General features: G+C 46.2%; 19 protein-coding genes and 1 pseudogene. 1 reads left to right on the forward strand and 19 read right to left on the reverse strand.

Annotation, left to right across the window (positions count from 1 at the left end; translation table 11 throughout):
- Nucleotides 1-13 precede the first annotated feature (13 nt).
- The 18 genes from sipA to invF all read right to left on the reverse strand — a co-directional run bounded on the left by sipA (nt 14) and on the right by invF (nt 19219).
- A complete protein-coding gene (gene sipA, locus F4V61_RS16155; RefSeq protein ID WP_024131770.1) occupies nt 14-2029 on the reverse strand; it encodes an SPI-1 type III secretion system effector SipA in 2016 nt (671 codons plus the stop codon).
- Nucleotides 2030-2048: 19 nt separating this feature from the next.
- A complete protein-coding gene (gene sipD, locus F4V61_RS16160; RefSeq protein ID WP_079828594.1) occupies nt 2049-3071 on the reverse strand; it encodes an SPI-1 type III secretion system needle tip complex protein SipD in 1023 nt (340 codons plus the stop codon).
- A gap of 70 nt (nt 3072-3141) precedes the next feature.
- Nucleotides 3142-4371: an IpaC/SipC family type III secretion system needle tip complex protein gene (locus tag F4V61_RS16165; protein WP_038394676.1), complete on the reverse strand. Its 1230-nt coding sequence runs from the start codon at nt 4369-4371 to the stop codon at nt 3142-3144.
- A gap of 26 nt (nt 4372-4397) precedes the next feature.
- Entirely contained in the window at nt 4398-6182 is a 1785-nt protein-coding gene (locus F4V61_RS16170; protein ID WP_000245864.1) for a type III secretion system needle tip complex protein, read from the reverse strand.
- Between the two features lie 2 nt (nt 6183-6184).
- On the reverse strand, nt 6185-6682 hold the full coding sequence (sicA, locus tag F4V61_RS16175) for a SycD/LcrH family type III secretion system chaperone SicA (protein ID WP_000386308.1): 498 nt from the start codon (nt 6680-6682) through the stop codon (nt 6185-6187).
- A gap of 137 nt (nt 6683-6819) precedes the next feature.
- Nucleotides 6820-7890, reverse strand: a complete 1071-nt coding sequence (gene spaS / locus F4V61_RS16180; RefSeq protein WP_058345864.1) for an SPI-1 type III secretion system export apparatus protein SpaS — start codon at nt 7888-7890, stop codon at nt 6820-6822.
- The gene (gene spaR, locus F4V61_RS16185) at nt 7877-8668 is read right to left on the reverse strand and encodes an SPI-1 type III secretion system export apparatus protein SpaR (RefSeq protein WP_000498972.1); all 792 of its coding nucleotides are present in this window, start codon (nt 8666-8668) and stop codon (nt 7877-7879) included. Before spaR ends, spaS begins: the two co-directional genes overlap by 14 nt.
- Nucleotides 8669-8671: 3 nt before the next feature.
- Nucleotides 8672-8932, reverse strand: coding sequence for an SPI-1 type III secretion system export apparatus protein SpaQ (gene spaQ / locus F4V61_RS16190; protein ID WP_000342503.1), 261 nt, complete (start codon nt 8930-8932; stop codon nt 8672-8674).
- Between the two features lie 25 nt (nt 8933-8957).
- The gene (gene spaP, locus F4V61_RS16195) at nt 8958-9632 is read right to left on the reverse strand and encodes an SPI-1 type III secretion system export apparatus protein SpaP (protein WP_000526013.1); all 675 of its coding nucleotides are present in this window, start codon (nt 9630-9632) and stop codon (nt 8958-8960) included.
- A complete protein-coding gene (locus F4V61_RS16200) occupies nt 9622-10533 on the reverse strand; it encodes a YscQ/HrcQ family type III secretion apparatus protein (protein WP_080161145.1) in 912 nt (303 codons plus the stop codon). Before F4V61_RS16200 ends, spaP begins: the two co-directional genes overlap by 11 nt.
- On the reverse strand, nt 10533-11540 hold the full coding sequence (gene spaN, locus F4V61_RS16205; protein ID WP_000503091.1) for an SPI-1 type III secretion system protein SpaN: 1008 nt from the start codon (nt 11538-11540) through the stop codon (nt 10533-10535). The genes F4V61_RS16200 and spaN overlap by 1 nt, the downstream gene beginning before the upstream one ends.
- Nucleotides 11540-11983 carry an SPI-1 type III secretion system protein SpaM gene (gene spaM / locus F4V61_RS16210; protein ID WP_024131769.1) on the reverse strand — a complete coding sequence of 148 codons (444 nt, stop codon included), beginning with the start codon at nt 11981-11983 and terminating at the stop codon, nt 11540-11542. Before spaM ends, spaN begins: the two co-directional genes overlap by 1 nt.
- A complete protein-coding gene (gene invC / locus F4V61_RS16215) occupies nt 11961-13256 on the reverse strand; it encodes a SctN family type III secretion system ATPase InvC (protein WP_000856770.1) in 1296 nt (431 codons plus the stop codon). Before invC ends, spaM begins: the two co-directional genes overlap by 23 nt.
- On the reverse strand, nt 13253-13660 hold the full coding sequence (gene spaK / locus F4V61_RS16220) for an SPI-1 type III secretion system chaperone SpaK (protein ID WP_001164069.1): 408 nt from the start codon (nt 13658-13660) through the stop codon (nt 13253-13255). Before spaK ends, invC begins: the two co-directional genes overlap by 4 nt.
- Nucleotides 13661-13683: 23 nt before the next feature.
- Entirely contained in the window at nt 13684-15741 is a 2058-nt protein-coding gene (invA, locus tag F4V61_RS16225; protein WP_000927223.1) for a type III secretion system export apparatus protein InvA, read from the reverse strand.
- Nucleotides 15742-15765: 24 nt separating this feature from the next.
- The gene (invE, locus tag F4V61_RS16230; RefSeq protein WP_000612173.1) at nt 15766-16884 is read right to left on the reverse strand and encodes a type III secretion system gatekeeper InvE; all 1119 of its coding nucleotides are present in this window, start codon (nt 16882-16884) and stop codon (nt 15766-15768) included.
- Nucleotides 16881-18572 (reverse strand): type III secretion system outer membrane ring protein InvG, encoded by a 1692-nt coding sequence (gene invG / locus F4V61_RS16235; RefSeq protein ID WP_058345861.1) that lies wholly within the window; start codon nt 18570-18572, stop codon nt 16881-16883. The genes invE and invG overlap by 4 nt, the downstream gene beginning before the upstream one ends.
- Complete coding sequence (gene invF, locus F4V61_RS16240; RefSeq protein WP_072159337.1) at nt 18569-19219, reverse strand: AraC family transcriptional regulator InvF; 651 nt, start codon at nt 19217-19219, stop codon at nt 18569-18571. Before invF ends, invG begins: the two co-directional genes overlap by 4 nt.
- A 457-nt stretch (nt 19220-19676) precedes the next feature.
- Between invF and invH the strand changes: the two genes are divergently transcribed.
- A complete protein-coding gene (gene invH / locus F4V61_RS16245) occupies nt 19677-20120 on the forward strand; it encodes an SPI-1 type III secretion system invasion lipoprotein InvH (protein ID WP_000715103.1) in 444 nt (147 codons plus the stop codon).
- A gap of 193 nt (nt 20121-20313) precedes the next feature.
- On the opposite strand, the pseudogene F4V61_RS16250 reads toward invH, so the two are convergent.
- Nucleotides 20314-20448: pseudogene (locus F4V61_RS16250) on the reverse strand (IS3 family transposase); the annotation flags it as partial.
- Nucleotides 20449-20517 lie beyond the last annotated feature (69 nt).

Below are 20517 nucleotides of genomic sequence, written 5' to 3' on the forward strand. Positions count from 1 at the left end.
CTTTCCTAACTAATTAACTCTGCATATGCAGACCATCAACAGTAGTAATAACCCGATCTACGCCTGGTTTATTCAGGTATGACTCGAAAGACGGGCCATTACGCCAGCTAACGTCTCCGATGATGCCGTCCAGCATTGTACTTAACAAATAGTCGGTTTCTCCTTTTAACTTTGTCAACCCCGCCTCTCTGGCAAACTGCAGCGCAACCTCAGCCAGTTTTTCTCGTTGTGGATGAAGAGTAATAGCCTCTTTAAGCGTATCAATTTTTACTTTTAATTCTGGATGCTTGTTGATATCGCTACATTGCGCTTTCAACGCTGCACTCTTTATAGAGTCATTGGACAATATTTCCGCACGCAACCCGTCAAACGCTCTGCGTACTGGAAACGGTGTGGAGGTATCAGGCTCCAGGGCTTTACGTATAACCCCCAAAAATGTCTCACGGGCGTCAAAATGCATTGAACGCATATTCGTAACGCTCGGAATTGCTGAAAGGAAGCCATTTTGCTTAAACTTCAGACCGGAAAATTGGCCAGCCTTATCTGCCTGACTATTATCATTATCAGTCGTACCCGCTTTATTACCTGTATTTACCGTCGTTTCTGGCTGCAAAGTATGGATTTTTACATCTTCGACATCAGGCAATTGGCTAGCAAGCGTCTTCACATTCACAGTGTCTGCCGTCTGGATTTGCTCTTTATTGCCAGCAACGCCATGCACCGTGGCCTGCATTGGCTTGCCAATAATGACCTTATTGTCTCCTCCATCGACTTCATCAAAAGAGGCTGTTTCACCCGTGGTTCCTTTTTCAGACGTGACCACCTTTCCGCCGGAACTTTCCGCTGAAGCGTTGGTCACAGCCTCTGCAGTGGCATGAGCCGTGACGTCAATTTTACCCATGATGCCCTGGTCCAGTATCCCCTTGCTGGCGCTGTGTGCCGTCTCCGTTTGATGCGTATTTGCGTCCACACGAGAATGACTATGGTTTACGCTACTGCTGGTATTCGAATAGTGTGACTCGTAATGCCGTTGGCTATTATCATGGTTGCTATTATCATTATGGTGCTGGCTATTATCGACATGGCTTCGACTATTATTAATATGCTTACTGTTATCCACACTATGCTTACTACTATCAATATTAATATTGATATTAATACCCGCAGACTCTGGCTTTTTCCCACCATCAGGTACCGGTCCAGCCGCAGGTTCCGGGATTTTAGGATCGGGCAGTTTGTCCGCCGGAATTTGCGCAAAAACATTACGTAGCAACATAGGTATCAATGCTTTCATTTCAAGGTGCCGAGCCTCCCGTCCTACGCTGGTACCCTGCTCTTGCGTTAATTTTTGGTGACACATATCAAGTGCGTCAACCGCCTTCTTCGCCGCTTTATCAACAAGCTGTGCAATATTACTACGGGTTAGCGGATCTAACGTACAACCAAATTGATGTTCAATGCAATTGGTAATATAGGGCATCACTTCATGCATAACAAACTGCGTAGATAAATTTCCTAAATCTCCGCCGATGTTATTTTTAATGATATCCAACAGCTTATTATGAAGTATTTCAAGCTTCGCTTCCGCTTTGTCCGTTTTTGGTGTCCATGGTCCAAACGCCGATTTTTCTTTCAGACCATCGTTCATGATCTGCTCGGTATACTCTTTCCCCACCTTCATCAGTAGCTCCTTCGCCGCAGGCGAGTCGCTGGTGGCTTTTAGCGCCGAATGAAAGAGTTCCGCAAATTCCGTTACCGCCCTCTTGGCGCCGACATTGCTTGAGCTGGTAAAAATTTCTTTTAACGCATCGGCATCTTTCCCACATTTGAACAACGCCTCCAGACTCGACTGTTTGACTAGCGCTGGAAAATCCTCCAGTTGTGGGCCTTTAATTTCCCCTGACAGTGTCTTTGCGGCATTTCCGTTGACTGCGGAGATATTCGCCGCAAGATTTGTGGCCTGCGCTTTTATCTCGTTTTGCAAACCAGTCATCATAACGGAATTCTGAGTACTTACACTTGGTAGCATTATTAATATCCTCTTTCTGTTATCCCTGCAGGAAGCTTTTAGCGGTTTCCAGGCTACTACTTATCGTACTACTCAACACTTTTACCAGGTTGTCGTACAATGAGTTGGCATTACTATATTTTTGCGTCAGAGTCTGTAATGTCGTTTTTAAATTCTCTTCCTGAGCTTTAAAACCCGCCTGCCAAGCCTGGTATTTCGCGTTATCCAATTCAAGAGCGGAACCCGATCCTATTCCATTAAGATCGCTCACCATTTTGTTCAGTGGCCCGGTATCCACCAGTACGACATAACCGGAACCAGATGCCTTTAGACAACTGCCTGGTAAATTCAGCTCCTTAATCCACTGCTCAGCTTCCGCCTTTGTCGCGGTTGTCACTCCACTGCCTATCTGCGAGGGAAACAGAATTGTATTTTTAGTTACTTGGTTATATTTATTAACCAAGCTACGTATTTCACTTTTAAGAGCATCAACATTTAGCTTAACAGTATTCCCATCTTTGCCAGGTGCTAACCAGGTCCCCATTTTGGAAAGAATGTCACTGAATGCCTGATAAAAATCGGTATAAACTGCTACAACGTTCTCATAAACGCCCAGATAGTTGTCGCCAATCGCCGATATATTTTGGGAAACCATATCCCAAATCTCGGCATCTGAAATAGTTACTCGCGGTTGTGCCATAGGCGCTGTGCTAAATAATGCCACCGCAGGTGCAGAAAACGCGCTCCGCAGCCCCTCATTTTGTTCTGCAGATAATGAAACACCAGATTTTGTCAGCGCATGCAGACTGCTGGTCAACTGTTGACGCGCCAGAGTGCGTTCGTCATTATTCTCTTCGGAGACCGGCAATGTTGATCGTAACGTCTGCTGTGCCTGTTGGGCTTTAGTGGCCGCCTGAGATAATGTAATAATATCCGCGCCGCGATGTTCTGTTGTGGCCGGCGCGGCGGTAATCTCTACGTGCTCGCTCGCCGATGTCGTCTGTGGACGTTCGGCAACAAGTCCCGGACGAGGAGAAGCGGAATAATTTTGAATATTAAGCATAATATCCCCGGTTCGCCATCAGGAGCGTTATTCAATGCATCCCCTGATGGCGTATAGATGACCTATCAGATTAAGCGCGAATATTTCCCGCGATAGCGGCGAATGCGGATGCTTTCGACTGGTTAATGCTTTCCATTGCTTTCAGCATTTCCTGAATCAGGCTGGTCGACTTACGTGAACTCTCACGCGTTTCTTCCGATGCCGTGCTGGCAACCCGGTTATTCACCTGGCTAATTTGCTGTTCGGAACGCTCCTGGATGGCGGCGTACTGTCCGGACGCTCCCGCGATCCCACCGACAGTGACCGCGTTCTTCATAATCAAATCGCCCGTCATCTGCATCTTACGCGCATCGATTCGGGTCATATCCATAGTATTCTGCTCAAGACGAATATCGGATTCGACAGACTCAAGACGTTTCGACAAAATGGCCTGATGTTCAGGGGAAATTTGTTTATTACTATCTTTAATGCCCAGGCTTTCTGTGGCACTTGTTCCGGCATTAGATTTAAGCGTCACGTCATTAAGATTTTTCGTCGCATCGGCGCCAGTTTTCTTCATATTTAACGATTTCAGAGAATCGACGCCTTCTGAACCGAGCTTGACACTATTCTGCCCGTTCAGCACATTTTTAATACTGTGGCTTTCAGTAGTCAGTTTATCGATCTTCGCAGCATTATGTTTAAGCGCGCCTCTCTCATTCTGCAGCCCTTTATATTCCAGTTTCGCGCCCACGCTAGTGATCCCCATCTGAAGCGCGCTCTGAGAAATACTACCGGACAACGCATTCATCCCTTCACGAATCATGGAGCTTGCCGTCGTTTTTGCGGCCTCAAAACTGACGAGTGACAATTTACTGGACAGTTGGGTGTCTGCCTGGTTCAACGTCAGCATTAAAACATTCGCGGCAGCCAATAGCGCAACAGCATTGGAAGACATACCGCTGATATCAAAAAATTTTCCGACTTCAGCCTGTTGCTCCCGCAGATGGGTTTGCACCAATTCGTTCGCTTTGTTACTAAAATTATTAGCCAGGGCATTCAGATCCTGATTCATATCGGCATTCTGAATGCTGGTTTTCAAAAAGGAAGTTACTGTACCTGGAGTTTGCGTTAATACTCCAGGCGCAGGCGCAGTCAATGTCGGACTCAGTCCCAGGTCACTGACTTTACTAACAGTAATACCAATGCTGCTCAGAATATCTTTCACGCTAACGGATTGCGAACCAGGCTGCGGAGTATTCTCAACAGAATGATTATTTAAATAAGTAGCAGGATTGATCCCCGCATTATTAATCAACATATTTCTCTCCCTTTATTTTGGCGAGTTTATGCGCGGCTCTGGCGCAGAATAAAACGTGAAGCGTCCGCATTTTGCTGTACCGCAGAGGACATGACTTTTTGTAATTCCGCAGTCACCTTCTGGTTTTCACCAAATATCTCTACAGATTGTTTAAGCCATTGCTGAATTTGATCCATGGCGAAACGTGCGAGAGTAAAATCGGCAATCGCCTCGCTGGCATTTTTGATAAATACGCCTTCAGCTACGCCGCCAGCCGATTGGGCTGCGGTATTAGTGACTTCCATGCCCAAGGCAACTTTATTTAGGGTATTACCTACCAGCTCTTTACTTAAGGCATTCGTTTGCAGGCCCATCTTGCTACCCACATTACCCAGGCCGCTAGTAATACGTTGCATCCCTTGGGTAAAGAGTTTGCTGCCGTTTTGCGCCAACTGTTTCAGCACGTTAGGCACCAGCTTCTTAATCGTTTCGCCCATCATTTTACTCAGCGCGTTACCCAGTTTCGCCGCAGCGCCTTTCCCGACAACCGCCACCACGACAATTACCGCTACCATTGCAATGGCTGCGACAATCGCGCCGACAATGCTACCGGCCATCTCTGCGGTTTTCTTATCGACGCCCAATCCTTCCAGCGCTTTGGTAATCGCCTTGCCAATCAGCTCCATTAACGGCTTCAGAACGTGCTCCATAATCGGGTTCAACGCCTGTTGAATAAACGACACCCCCGTCGCCGCCTTAACAATTTCATCGGCAACCATTACCGCAAGCCCTACCGCAGCCAGCGCCAGACTCGCCCCACCGGTAAAAACAGCGGCCACAACGCTGACAATGGTTAGCAGCGCACCGAGAACTTTCCCGATACACCCCATAATGCGGTTTGTCTCTTCGGCTTTACGCGTTTCTTCCTGGAATTCAGCCGATTTCTTTTCCATCTCCGCCTGACGGCCTTCCTGCAAAGCGTTGAATAGCGCAAGGTCGTTTTGCAGGCCTTCTTCGTTATTTTTGCCTACAATCTCAATAAACATGGCCATCAGCATGGTGAGGCGAGCCACATTTGACAGGTTATCCTTTTCCCCCTTGGCAACCTCGGTTTGAGAGGCTACAACATTAGTCGTGCCCTGGAATTTGGTCAGAATGTTATCCGCTTGCTCGGTTTTAGTTTTTGCGTCAGTGCCCGCTAAGTCCGCCGCCTTCTTAGCCTTATCGAACGCCGTTTTCGCGTCCTTTGCTTCCTTTCTGGCTTGCCCTTCCGCGGCTTCGGCCTTCGCATAACCCGGATCGGACGGGTCCATCGATTGCAGTTTGTTTTGCGCCTGCGTCAGTTTTTTGGCCGCCGTGTCATAGACGCTCTTGGCGGTATCCATTTTTTTAATGCTTTCTTCATAGATATCCGTCGCCTTCTCAGCCTCTCCCAACGCCGCCTGAAACTCCTTCGATACCTGGAGTCCCATCGCTTTTTGGGACTCAATCATTGCCTGCCATACTGCCAGACGAGATTCCAGTTGAGACAGCGAAACATCCCCCAACAGAGTCATTAACTTCCCAAGCAGTAATGTCAGTTGCCCTTCGCTGGAAAGTTTTTCCCGGGCGGCGTCCGTAGGCGGCGTCAGGCCCACCGTATTGAAGGTGGTCTCGCCGGACTTCGTACCAGCTTTAAGGTCGCCCGCTTTAGTTGCCACCACATCTTTAAAAGCTTTATCCGCTGCTTTTAAAAAGTCCGTGTTCTTACGAACGCCTTCAAAAGCAGCCTCAGCGAGGCGTGGATTTTGGGTATATCCGCTACGGCTAACGCTACTTGTGTCATTTACCATAATTATTCCTTTTCTTGTTCATTGTGCTGCTCTGTCTCCGCCGTTTTTAGCGCCTCCAGATAGACCAACGCTTTTGCCCGCAGAGACTCATCTTCAGTACGTTCATTAACAAGTTCAAAACACTGTCTGGCTTTTGCCGCCTTACGCATTAATAATTGACACTGCCCGGTAAAAAAAACGGGGCGATAATCATTTTTAAGTAGCGTAAAGGCCACTGCATAAAGGTCACATGCTTTCTGAAATTGTTTTTTCAGTTGGCATACCGCCGCGAGTCCCATGGTGTAATCGGGATTGTAAAAATCATAAATGCATAAAAAACGAAAGAATGTCTCAGCTTCATCCAGTCGTCCTTGGTTATAAAACTCATAAGCATGAGCATATAAACCATCCATCATATCTTGAGGTATCCCGTGAACGTCTTTTAGCGTGGCGCCTTCGCTAACGGCATCCCAAATCATTTCCGCAACACGTTCTTCGCTGACATTATTTTGATAATCCATTACTTACTCCTGTTATCTGTCACCGACTTTGTAGAGCTTAACGACTGCGATAATCTGATGCAGTTATTAAACCCCGACGGTGGTTAGTGAACATTCAAAAAACGCCCAATGAATAAATCGCTACTGCTTCACGCGGATCAATGCCGCTCCTCGTTTTCTTGTGGCTGAATAACATCTTTGCCCGCGTTTTCTACCTCTTCCAGCCAAACCAGAAGACGTAAAACTTCATCAATTTCTTCCAGACTCACCAAATCATAACGGCGATGGGTTTTGAAAAGACTGCGCGCCAGTTTGATATCGACGATAACAGGTACGCCAACCTTCTCCGCATAGGAGCGAACGGCCAGTGCGCGCTGATTAGTTTCATACACTGAGATCATCGGAAACGGCATCAGTTCAGGTTTAAAATAAATACCGATCGTAATATGCGTTGGGTTGGCAACAATCAAACGTGAGTTTTCAATATCAGATTTCACCTGTTCAGACAGAATTTCCATATGAACTTCACGTCTTTTAGATTTAACCTCCGGGTTCCCTTCCTGCTCCTTCATCTCACGCTTCACTTCTTCTTTATCCATTTTCATATCTTTCATGGTCAGGAAGTATTCAGCGATAGCATCCAATAATAAGACAATTAATGCACAGGCAAGGCAAGTTAATACCAACGCGAGAAGAAGCTCACGCCAAATGACGGCAATTCCCATAACATTGCCATTTAACTGAGAAAAGATTTCAACCTTATATTTTTTCCAGCAAATTATTGCGGCCACCACAAAGGATGAGAGATACAGTAAAGTTTTGACCGTATCTTTTACTGTTCGCATACTGAAAAGTTTTTTCGCCCCTTCGACCGGGTTTAATGCCGACAAATTAAGTTTTAATGCCTCTGTCGCCAGCACAAAACCCGTCTGTAATAACGTCGGTAATGCGGAACACACTAAGCAGAGTAGCATAAATGGAATCAGGTATTTTAACCCTACCCCTAAAACGGCCAGACTGTAGTCAGCCATGCTCTGCTCAAAATTTTCTGCAATGATGATCTTAATAATTCCCATAAACTCATTAAATGAGCCATACGACACCAGATAAGCAATTCCTCCCAGAGTCAAACAGGCGATAATAAGATCTTTACTTTTAAATGACTGACCCTTTTTAGCGGAATCTTCCAGCCGTTTTTTAGTAGGTTTTTCTGTTTTATTCGAGGACATGCGTCGCACCTCGCTCGTAAAACCAGCTACTCAATCCAGTTGCCTGGAAAGAAAGTCTCAGCACATTGTCCGGTAGCACCGGAGAGAAATAAAGCAGCATAATTAAAATGGCAATACCGCTTTTCACCGTCAACGAAATCGCAAAAGCGTTCATTTGCGGAGCAAAACGCGACAATAAACCCAGGAACACTTCTGACAGCAACAGCACCAACACTACCGGGCTGGCCATAACCAGCGCGTGTTGAGCCACCTGATTAATAAATGTTAATAGCGGCGGTAATGAAGGCGTGCACTCGTTCATCGGATCACATAACTGATAGCTTTTATTTAATACGTCAACCATCGTGACCAGACCGCCGTTTTGTAAATAAACAACAGCGGCAAACATATTAAGGAAGTTAGCCATTTCCGAAGTATCAATACCATTTGCCGGATCGATACTGCTACTTAGCGTTGCCCCTCTCTGGTTATCGATAATACAACCCAGCGCATGCATAACCCAAAAAGGCCATGACAGCAGACAGCCCAGCATGACGCCTACCGCCGCTTCTTGCAGGACTAACGGTATCATCGCCACCGATAAAAATGGCGGCGCTTCACTCAGTTCATGCGGCCATACTCCCATTGCCACCAGTACGATAATGGCATTTCTCGGCGCGCCGCTTAATACCCCGCTATTCAAAAACGGCAGGAAGAAAAAAATCGGCGCCACGCGAGCAAACCCCATTGCCGCAGACGCAACCAGGTTATGAATTTCAAAGTACAACGCATAAAACATTTTTTACCCCTTAGCCAACGCCAGGAATATCACCTGACGCCCGTAAGAGAGTAAAACTTCGCCATACCAGCCAGACAATAAAAATAGACACAAACACACGCCAAGTAATTTAATGCCAAAAGGCAGCGTCTGTTCCTGTAATTGCGTTACCGTCTGGAATAATCCTACCAGGAGGCCGATAATCGTTGCGACAATCGTCGGCCATCCTGAAAGGATCAGAACAAGATAGAGCGCCTTATTACCTGCAAACACTAAATCATCCATTTAACTATCCCGTCTCGTAATGATGTCATGTTGCAATGTCCATATACTGTAATATCAAACCCTTAGACAGTAAGGTCCAACCATCAAGCGCGACAAAAAGAACCAACTTAATGGGGGTAGATATTGTTACCGGACTCATCATCATCATCCCAAGCGCCAGCAGTACGCTGGATACCACCAGGTCGACGACAACAAATGGCAAATAGAGATAAAAACCAATTTTAAATGCGCTTTTTATTTCGCTCAGCGCATAAGCAGGTAATAACGCAAATATTGAAGGTTTTTCAATTTCATCTTTATCACGCTTTACCGCCTCGGTCTCCTCTCCATACTGACGCTTTAGTTGCGCATTTTCAAAAAACTGAACTAACTCGCGATCTGAATATTTGATCAAATAATCGCGATAGCCATCCAGGCCTTCATCAACATGTTTACTTAATGACGAAATATCATTAAATGTGACATCCTCGTCCTCAAAATAGACGTAGGCATCGTGCATTATTGGCCACATAACAAACATAGAAAGCAGCAATGCGATGCCGTTAAGCGTCATGTTTGAAGGTATCTGCTGCAACCCCAGGGCGTTACGCACCATGACAAATACGATAGAAAATTTAACGAAACAGGTTCCTGATGCAATAATAAATGGCAATAGGGTGGAAAATGCCAGTAAGGCAATTAATGAGATATCATTCCCCATTACCAGACTCGCTCAGCCATTTATGAATCTCAACGCCTAAGGTGTCATTCATCTGTACCAGTTCGCCATTACCCAGCAAAACACCATTCGCCATAATCTCAACATTACATTCAGCATTTATCGGTAACGATAATAGTTGTTGCTGCCCTATTGTTTCGAGATCGGCCAGGGTAACCTGCTTACGATACAAAACAAACTCCAGTTTGACGGGTAATTGACTAAGGCCAGGCAGAATTTCTGCAGTTTCTGTTTCATTTTTTTCTTCTTCGATATGCTGAATATCTAACGTTTCCACAATAATTCCCCCTTCAACACGTTTGAAATGACCTAACTTTTTCGTGTAACAGTAAACTTCCGCACTGGAAGTACGGATCACGAGTACATCTCCGATCCCGATACGGCCCAGCAATGCTCGCGGCGAGTCACTGCTACCGATAACAAAACGCAACGGCCAACACAGCGTTTTCGGCCTGCCGCCACCGACTGCGGGCAGTTCAGGAAGATGCTCAAACCACAGGCCGCCCCGATCGCTCATAATGTGCAACAATTTCCCTTCCGGTAGCGCGCTTCCCGGCACGGGGTTCTCTACACATAAACGCCGATAGGACAAATGCGGCACGGGCAATTCAAATGGCCGCTCTGTCGCAGCGAGCCAGGGAACGATCAGGTGCTCAGCACCGGCAGAAACCGCCGCCCCCGCGAGAGCGGGAGAAACATGCTCAAGCCAGTCCCCTGGTTTAATCCAGGCCGACCAACGTTTTTCTGAATCGCTCAACCGAACCCACATTCCCTGTCGCGACGGATATTCCAGCGTCACTTCCTGGCCATTGCGCTGGCATTCTGCCGCGGTTTGAGTCAGGAGCCATTCGCGGCGATCAATCTGTCTCACACGCAATGACATCAGGCGTCATCCTCCTCGCCAGATTGCTGTCCGTGCTGTTGCTGCTGCGGATTTTGCTGATCATCTCGCGTCAGGTGCCAGCGCTGGGGGTTACCGTTTTGCCATTGATCGTGCAAGCGATGCTCAACCTGCGTATTTGACGGTATTAACGAAAACTCCCCTACCTGCCGCGCCTGAATATTGACGGAGTAGTCATTTCCCCAGCGCTGGAAGCGGTAAGTCAACGAGCTATCCTCTCCTTTCACGCCATCGGCGGTCGGAAAAATAGTCATCATCGGCTTTGATTGCGCCGCTAAAGGCATTTTTTCATCGCCGCCGGATAATTGGCTAAGATCGGCGATAGTTGTTGGTTGCAGGGGAACCTGAGAAGCCTCTTTGATCTTTTTATGCTCTTTATCATCAAACTTACTGGTATTCGCCGCGGCCATTCGGGAAGGTGCGACGTCTCGCGCCAGCAGCGCGCCCTCTTTACGAACGCCTTCGCCCGCGATGACTTTATTATCCCCAGGTAATACCTTAATATTATCGTCAGTGCGTTCCGCGGCTTTATCCGCTAATTCACTGAGGGATTCGACAGCTTTTAAATCAGCAGATAATTTTTTACCGCTTACGCCCTCTAACTGCCTATTTTTAGACGATTGCAGTGCTGCGAATTTATCCACTGCTTCCGTAGAGACCAAACCAACGGATTTTTCAGCAGTAACTTTCAATAGTTTCTCAGCAATCCTGAGTTCGCCTTTCACATTATGATGTAGGCCAGAAACGCTGCCATTGTGCTGTTCTGATTTCGCTGGCGCGCCATGCCGTAATGCCGCCAGTAAAAGCGGTAATGCCGTTTCCTTATGCATCATGAAAGTATCGCCGTACTCGCGATCTTTTTTATCATCGGAATATTCTGTTTTATGTTTTTCTACCGCTTTTTTTAATGCTTCTGATAAACCGCCGACCTCGTCCTGCTGCGGCAGTAAAATGTTTCCGGATGAACTGACAGCTGACACATCGCCCATTAAATTATCTCCTCTGACTCGGCCTCTTCCTGCTGTATCTCTCGCTGAATATAGAATCTTTTCTGACGAACTATCCAACGTTGATAATTACCTTCTTTGCGCAACCAATATTTACTTTTTTCCTGAAACTCTTGAGTTTTCTTTTCCAGTTCGCATCGTTTTTCCTGAATTTGTGTAATCTGAAGTTGTAAATCTCTTATCTGCCGACGGACAATAGATTGCCTACGTAATAACGAATAAATTTCCTCACGACTGAGCTGTCTATTTTCTGCACGCAGCGTATCTAATAGCAATTTCAGACCCGCTATTTGTTCAACGATCGCCTCCTCCTCAGCGTGCAGCATACGGTCCTCATCCTGATAGCGAAGTAATACCGACTCACACTGTGAATGAAATACCGTACAGCGCCGCTGTAGCACTTTAATCCTGGTCAGCGAATGCATTCATACCGCTCAATGTGTCATCAAAAGATGAATATTGCGTTACTGGCTGGCATAACCAGGCTTTCAGGCTATCGCGCATTTGCATCGCCCGATCGTTATCAATATTTTCGCCAGGACGATATTCGCCTAAATCAATGAAAAGCTGGAGCTCTTCCAGACGCGTCATTAATTTACGCACAGAAGACGCCTGCTTAGCATGTGTCGCCGTTGTGACTTGTCCAAAAACGCGGCTTACGCTTTTCAGTACATCAATAGCCGGGTAATGCCCCTGCCCTGCCAGCTTTCTGCTCAGATACAGGTGTCCGTCAAGAATAGAGCGAATTTCATCCGCCATTGGGTCCGCCTCTTCCTCGCTTTCCAGCAGCACCGTATAAAAGGCGGTAATGCTTCCATCGCCGGTCGCGCCGGGGCGTTCCAGCAGGCGTGGCAAATTATCGAATACGGAGGCCGGATAACCGCGTCGAGCCGGACGCTCCCCTGACGCCAAAGCTACGTCTCGCAAAGCGCGCGCATAACGGGTCATAGAATCGATAAAGAGCACGACCCTTTTTCCCTGGTCACGAAAATATTCCGCTACGGTTGTCGCCAGTTGTGCCGCATTACAGCGATCTACCGAGGGGAAATCGGAGGTGGCAAAAACCAGCACGCATTTTTCTTTCTTATGCGAGGCGCGCAACATATCCACAAATTCAGTGACTTCACGGCCTCGTTCACCGATAAGACCGATAACAAAGACATCCGCCTCTGTTTGCTCGATCAGCATATGCATCAGCATGGTCTTACCACATCCTGCGGAGGCAAAAATGCCCATTCGCTGACCTACGCCACAGGTCAATAACCCGTCGATCGCACGCACGCCGGTAATCAGCGGTTCATGGACGCCAACACGCGAGGCGTAAGGAGGCGGTGCGACATCAATAACGCGTTCTTCGCTAATCGGCGCTACTTCAGTGGTAAAACGCTCAACGATTTTCCCCGTCGGGTCCAATACCGCGCCTAATACCGAATATCCCACCCACGCCGATAACGCGCGCCCAGTAGGATAAAGCACGACATCGCGGGTCAGCCCCTGGGCATTGCCGATAAGGCTCAGCACGGTGCGTTCCCGTTGTAAGCCAACCACCTGCGCACGCGCAACGACCTGTTTTTGGTGCCAGCCACGGCGTATTTCACACAGCTCGCCAATAGCTACATCGCGCAACTCCGCCTCAATGATTGGGCCCGTTATTTTTTGTGGGTAGGCCAGATACTGAAGTAAACGAGGTGTTTTCATCTCATTAGCGACCGACTAAAAACTTCCAGATAGTTGTAAAATCCATTCAAGGCATTAGAGAACTTTTCACCGTCAGATAAAAAATCCGGATGCACTAAGGCCTTAAGCGTTAGTTCCCCATTCTGCTCCCCTAATAGCAATTGCCCGCCGCGGACAAACTGGCATCCTTCCATTATGGTCATTAAGATTTCATAGGCCCGTTGTTGTAATACCACCATGCTATCAGCACCCAATTGCGCCCAGATCCATACATCATCGTCCTTGACGCTGATACAAATACTGGGCAATGCAAATAAATCCAGAACAATTGTCGAATGGCTATCTATTCCTCCAATTAGCGAAGGATCGCAACCACTTACTTCCAGTGCGGAACGAACTAACTCAGCAATATCCAAATGTTGCATAGATCTTTTCCTTAATTAAACCCTTATATTGTTTTTATGACATTCACTGACTTGCTATCTGCTATCTCACCGAAAGATAAAACCTCCAGATCAGGAAAACGACCTTCAATCATTTTCTTAATAAATCGACGGACATCGACAGACGTAAGGAGGACAAGGTCTTTATGTGCAATCAATAAATCATCCAGCTTAAGTGTAATGAGATCCATCAAATTAGCGGAGGCTTCCGGTTCAAGGCTGAGGAAGGTACTGCCAGAGGTCTGACGGATCCCTTTGCGAATAACATCCTCAACTTCAGCAGATACCATTACTGCTCGTAATTCACCACCATTGGCGAATTTATGGCAGATATAACGCGCCATAGCTCCACGAATATGTTCCACCAGGTTAATGACGTCTTTTTCTCTTGGCGCCCATAATGCGAGCGCTTCCATAATTAATTTCATATTACGCACGGAAACACGTTCACTTAACAGGCGCTGCAAAACTTCCGATATACGTTGCACGGTAGCATGTCTGAGCACTTCTTTAAGTAAATCAGGAAATTTTGCCTCCAACTGATCCAGCATATGTTTTGTTTCCTGAATACCGAAATATTCATTGACGTTGCGCGCCAGTGTCACCGCCAGACAGTGGTAGAGCTCGTCAAGCGCGTTCCGCAGCACATAACCAAGCTCACGAAGCTTTTCCCCTTCTTCATGCGTCACCCAGAAATACTGACTGCTACCTTGCTGATGGGTAGTTGGATTAATGCCAAAGGAAACGACTTCATCCGAATAATTTACCACTCGCATCAAATCAAAATAGACCGTAAATTGTTCAACACGGATCTCATTAATCAACAATACAATGCTGTTATCGTCCAGCCCCTCACCATCGCGTAACAATACTTCCGGCAGGCGCACACCATAGTCAATAAAGAACTGACTGCGTAGACGATCCGCAAGCTGTGCTTTTTCCAGATCTTCACGTCGACTCTTCGGCACAAGTAATATCAGTGGTACGGTCTCTGTAGAAACTTTATCGAGATCGCCAATCAGTCCTAACGACGTCCCTTCCTTTTCCTCAATACTGAGCGGCTGCTCGCCTTTGCTGGTTTTAGGCGTGCCTGCGCTACGTTTTGCTTCACGGAATTTAAAATAGAAGAGTACGCTTAAAACCACCGACAGAATGACAAAAACCGGCAGCGGAAATCCTGGCAGGGTTCCCATTGAAATGGTCAGAATAGCCGTAACAACCAAAACAAATGGGTTGTTCAACAGTTGCGTCATAATATTCCGGCCCATATTATCGCTATCGCCATTTACGCGAGTCACGATAAAACCGGCACTAATCGCAATTAACAGTGCAGGGATCTGGGCGACAAGACCATCGCCGATGGTCAGCATAGTATAAGTAGACAGAGCGGAGGATAAATCCATCCCATGGCGGGTCATCCCCACCGAAATACCGCCAATAAAGTTCACAAAGATGATAATGATACCGGCAATGGCGTCACCTTTGATAAACTTCATCGCACCGTCAAAGGAACCGTAAAGCTGACTTTCCCTTTCCAGTACGCTTCGCCGTTCGCGTGCGGCATCCGCATCAATAATACCGGCCTTCAAATCGGCATCTATACTCATTTGTTTACCGGGCATACCATCCAGAGAAAAACGTGCCGCGACTTCCGCGACGCGTTCTGAACCTTTGGTAATAACGATAAACTGAACCACAGTGACAATAGAGAAGACAACAAAACCCACCGCCAGGCTATCGCCAATAACAAATTGCCCGAACGTGGCGATAATTTCCCCGGCATCGGCCTCGATCAAGATAAGACGGCTGGTACTGATCGATAATGCCAGACGAAAGAGTGTTGTTATTAACAATACCGCAGGAAACGTTGAAAAACTGAGGATTCTGTCAATATAGAACGACCCCATAAACACCAATATCGCCAGTACGATATTCAGCGCGATCAGGAAATCAACCAGATAGGTAGGTAATGGAATGACGAACATAGAAATGATCATCACCATTAGTACCAGGATCAGTAATTCGGGTCGTAAACGAGCACTGTTAAGTAGAGAAAGCAGCACTATAGGTATCCTGTTAATATTAAATTAAGACGGCTTTTCAATAGTACGACGCTGCTCTGCCATTTCATGCTTGTAGGCAATATCGGTCATACTACGTAACGCCATTAACAATTCTTCCTGCCAATATTCTTCATAAAAGAGTGAAGAGGGTATGGCTTTACATACTTGATAAAATATCTGCAAAAAAGACGCATGTTCTTTATGGCTAAGCAGTAACGCATTCAACCCTATAATATCGGCTAACAGCGAATCCACTTCATGTGGCTGTTGCAATAGCGAAAGCATCAGTAGTAACCACGACGACTCCTCCGCATTAAACGCTTTGGTAAACGAATACGACAACAACGTACTCACAAACAGTAGGTCAGCAGAGCGCAACATTTTAAGTTGCGTCAGGCGACGTAAAAGCTGGCCAAACTCCAGGCGCGAACAGCTAGCGTCATTAGCGTCAATATCGGTTAATAGCGAACCTTCAATAAAATCCAGCACCACCAGTCGACGTTGGTAGCCATAACTGGCTATCCAGTCAGCGTAAATCTCCACTTCATGCGATTCACTCTGGATAAATTGCCGATAGCTGGCGCGCAATAAACCCGGTTTTAGCGATAATGTTTTCCCAAAAAGCCGGGCTTTCAACGCACAATTAATCCCTGCCTTGAGGGTCCTGGGATCGGTTTGCTCTTCAACGTGCTTGAGTAGCGACTCCAGTTTTTTACGAACTATCTCTTCCAGGTCTTTACGACGAAGCAATTCACGTAAAACAAGAACTAAATCACTGGGGTCAGGAAACAAGCTACGCGCCTGACGTAAAAAATCTTCTAATGCGCCGCCATGTACGCTAATCAGCTTTAATATTTGCTTCGCCTTCGGTAAAGCCTCATCCTCCAGCACGCGTTCAAAACTGTTCGATAAATTACTGGATTTTTTTTCATAATCGCGACGGTTACGAAATTGCGCCAGCGCCGCTGACATTTCATCCGTCGACTGAACAAATTTCTGTACTTCCGCCCCTGGAGACGAATCCTCCGCAGCCTGTTGTATTTCCGCCTGTTGCGCATCAGTATGCTGCGTCGCATCCTGATGAGAGGTCTGCCTGGACAATATTCTGGAAAATGAAATACCGGAGGTTGAACCAGGAATCATTTAATCGCCTCCTGACCTCTATCCAGATAAACACGAACCCATTTTTGTAATTTATCGTCCCCACTCCAGGTACCGCTTTGTTTCAGAATATTGTTTACCGATTCGCTGGCATCCGGCGTTAACGGGTCGACAATTTCTTTTGGTTCAATCAGGAATACACGAACAACATTACTTTTATTCTTGCTGGAATAACGGAACAGGCCACCAATAAACGGTATTTTCCCTAAGAACGGGATACTCTGGACGGTATCGGTATTAGCATCCCGTGTATAACCACCGACCAGCAGACTTTTTCCATGCGGAACTCTCGCAATAGTGCTAATTAATGTTCGTCCAACTTCGGGTAACGCATCTACGGAGGCAGTGATCTCGGTTTGCGGCGTCGTGTCGTTACCATCTTCAATATCCAGCGACATTTCTATCTGGCCATCTGCGGAAAAACGGGGCAGCACTCTGATCATTGTTCCGTAAGTAACATGTTCAAGCGCAACATTACGCTCCCCAATCAGCTTGGTATAAAACGTTCTGTTATTATCAAAAATAGCGGGAACATTTTCTTGAGTCAGTAATACCGGGCGTGAAACCACCGTCGCCTGCTTCTTCTCTTCTAACGCATTTACCGCGGCGATGAACCGGCTGCCATCCAGGGTACTAATTGAAGATTGGTTTAATGACACGCCAAGTTTATCTCCGATAGTAATGCTGCCGCTCCATGATGCGCCCAGGCGTTCCAGATCGCTTTTATTAAGATCGACAATCCACAGGGATAATTCTACGTGACGTTTAGCGACATCCAGGGCCTTAACCAGCATTTCGATAAAATGTACCTGCTCAGCCGTTCCTTTTACCAACAAACTATTCGTATCCGGATAGGCCACGATTTTAATATCGCCCGCCGCTGCATTTTGCTTCAAAGCTTCCTGGAGACTCATACCACCGGCATAATTTGCTGTTTTACTTTTTTCTCCACTCGCTGAAAACGCTGGCATCGCCGGGACAGGTTCGCTACTGGTAATATTTCCTAAGGGTTGCTCTTCTCCCTGCAATAATCTTTCAATGGCCGTGGCAATACCGGGGATAACCATTTTCTGATCGCGTAGATTGTAGGTACGATCGCCCACGAAGGTATTGTTCAGGCGCATCACTCCTATTTTTTGACGTCCCAGTTCAATGCCATCATTTTGCTTGTCCATCATGGTGGCGGCGTTGACCACCAGATCAACATATACGGGCGGCCCTGAAACATAGAATGTTCCTTTACGGTTATCGCCACGTAGCGGGTAATTCTTATTATATAAGCCTGAGCGTTTTAAAAAGTTGTTGAACTCATTGAGTGAGACGTTCCGTAGAGAGACGACGGCATTGCGCATTTCACTGGCGTCATAAATATAGATAGCCTGTCCATCGAAATACCAAATCAGCCCCAGTTGTAAGGAAAGCTTCTCCAGTAATGCGTTAGGATCGTTAAACTCAAAGTTGCCAGTAATTTTTTTACGTGCCGCCATTTTGCTAACAATGACAGGCTCCTTTAACTGTAGCGCCATAGCATCGAAAAATGTCCGCAGGCTATCGTCTTTCGCAACAAACCCACTTCCCGTTACAGGTATTTTTTCACTTGAATAACCAGGTGCTACCAGAACAAGCGCGGCACATGCCAGCACTCTGGCCAAAAGAATATGCGTCTTCATTTGTCTGCCAATTGAATGATATTTGATAATTTCCGCGGCGAAACGCCGATCAGCTCTTTGATTTCATTAGAAAAATGTGAAGGCGATGAGTAACCATTATTGACGGCCAATTGGGTGATATTCGCGTGTCCTTCTACGCTATTCAGCAGCGATTGCGCCATACGCCAGTTTCGTAATTCACTCTTTGCTTTTCCGCCTAACGCCCTGCTGCACAAACGACGGAAATGGGTATAAGAAACACCATAGTCTTCTCCTAACATTCTCATCGTACTGCCGCTGGTTGACTGGGCGAGTAAATAGCCGACCAACCAGTAACTCTCGCTTTTTCGTAAAAGCGTTAATACCTTGTTGAAATCCGGAGAGGGCGTAATAATTTGCTGCAAGAACCAATACTCGCAACGTTTACGATCTTGCCAAATAGCGCGAAACTCAGGGCTCAGCAAAACCCATTTATTGGGTTCAGCATATGTCGTATTCATTAGTCCTGCGCCATCAATAAACGCCAGTAATTTACTGAGTACTTCGATTTTTAACGGTCGGAAAACCAGATCTCCTGATACTGGTGCGACAACAGCCTGCTCGATAAAAAGTAGCGCGCCTTCCTGAATCAAGCAGCTTTCATTGTGTCGGCCTTCAGAAAATGACATATGCAGTTTTTGCGCGGAACACGCCTGCATAAACCATGCTTCCGGGCTGCGGACTCTCCGCTTCTCTCCTTCTTTGAGTACTTCCTGTGTATTTAGCATAGTTGTCAGCACCAGTTAAAAATCATTTTAGTATGCAAACAATACCGGGAACGAGTGGCAAAATCCTGATGCAATCATTATGAATCTGATGCTACTCGCTAATTAAATTGACCAACTCGCACAGTGCCTGATTATTTAAAATAGAAAATCAGCTCAGAGTATATAAATACTGGCTTATTGTTCCGCAGCAGCAAAAAAATCAGATAAAGTCATTGAAATGGAAAATTAACTATTTATATCAGGAACTTTTTTTGCTAGCATTCCTGAGACGCATGTTCCCCTTATAACTATTGTCAGATAGCGTTCTGACAGTTGTATTAAAACATTAAGCCTCATTATTCTGTAGCAGGAGTATAATATGAAAAAATTTTATAGCTGTCTTCCTGTCTTTTTACTGATCGGCTGTGCCCAGGTACCGCCCCCTTCCTCCGGAAGTAAGCCTGTACAACAGCCTGAAGTTCAAAAAGAGCAACAAGCCAATGCAAATAGTATTGATAAGTGTATGTCTCTTCCGTACGTACCATCAGACCTTACGGAGAATAAAACATTATCAAACCAAAAATCTGAAAATTCCACATCAAAAAATAATACCATCAGCTCAAGCGTTTTTTGCGAAAAATATAGACAAACCAAAGAGCAGGCATTCACCTTCTTTCAGGAGTATCCGCAATACATGCGTTCGAAAGAAGATGAAGAGCAGCTAATGACTGAATTTAAAAAAGTCCTGCTCGAATCCGGAAGTAATAATTTAAGCATATATCAGACTTTACTCACTGCACATAAAAGACTGCAAACCCTATAATATCATAATACCGTTAACTGAACTTATCATGATATAATTAAGGCCACATGTTGCATTGTCACATAATAACAATAAAATTATTATAGTGTGGTCACTTTTACGGTTAGCCATTTGTCTCTTACATTGCATTTATCAAACTGCTTTTTGATACAGCAGCGCCTCGCTGCTGCTTTTTTATTTGCAATAAAGAAGCGTTTTTCCAGCATTTGTAACTGCTGTGATGAACCCCGCACACGTGGCAGAGTGTGACCACCGGATAATGCGCTCTGCGTTTCCCGATTATCGGGAACCGTTCAGGGAGTCTGACATCAGGAGCGCGGTAGCCTTCCTGAGAAACTCCCGGTTCACACGCATAACTCAGGATCTTGCTGGAGAGAGTAACCCAGTGATTTTGCCC

The organism is Salmonella enterica subsp. arizonae (genome assembly GCF_008692845.1).
Lineage (GTDB): Bacteria > Pseudomonadota > Gammaproteobacteria > Enterobacterales > Enterobacteriaceae > Salmonella > Salmonella arizonae.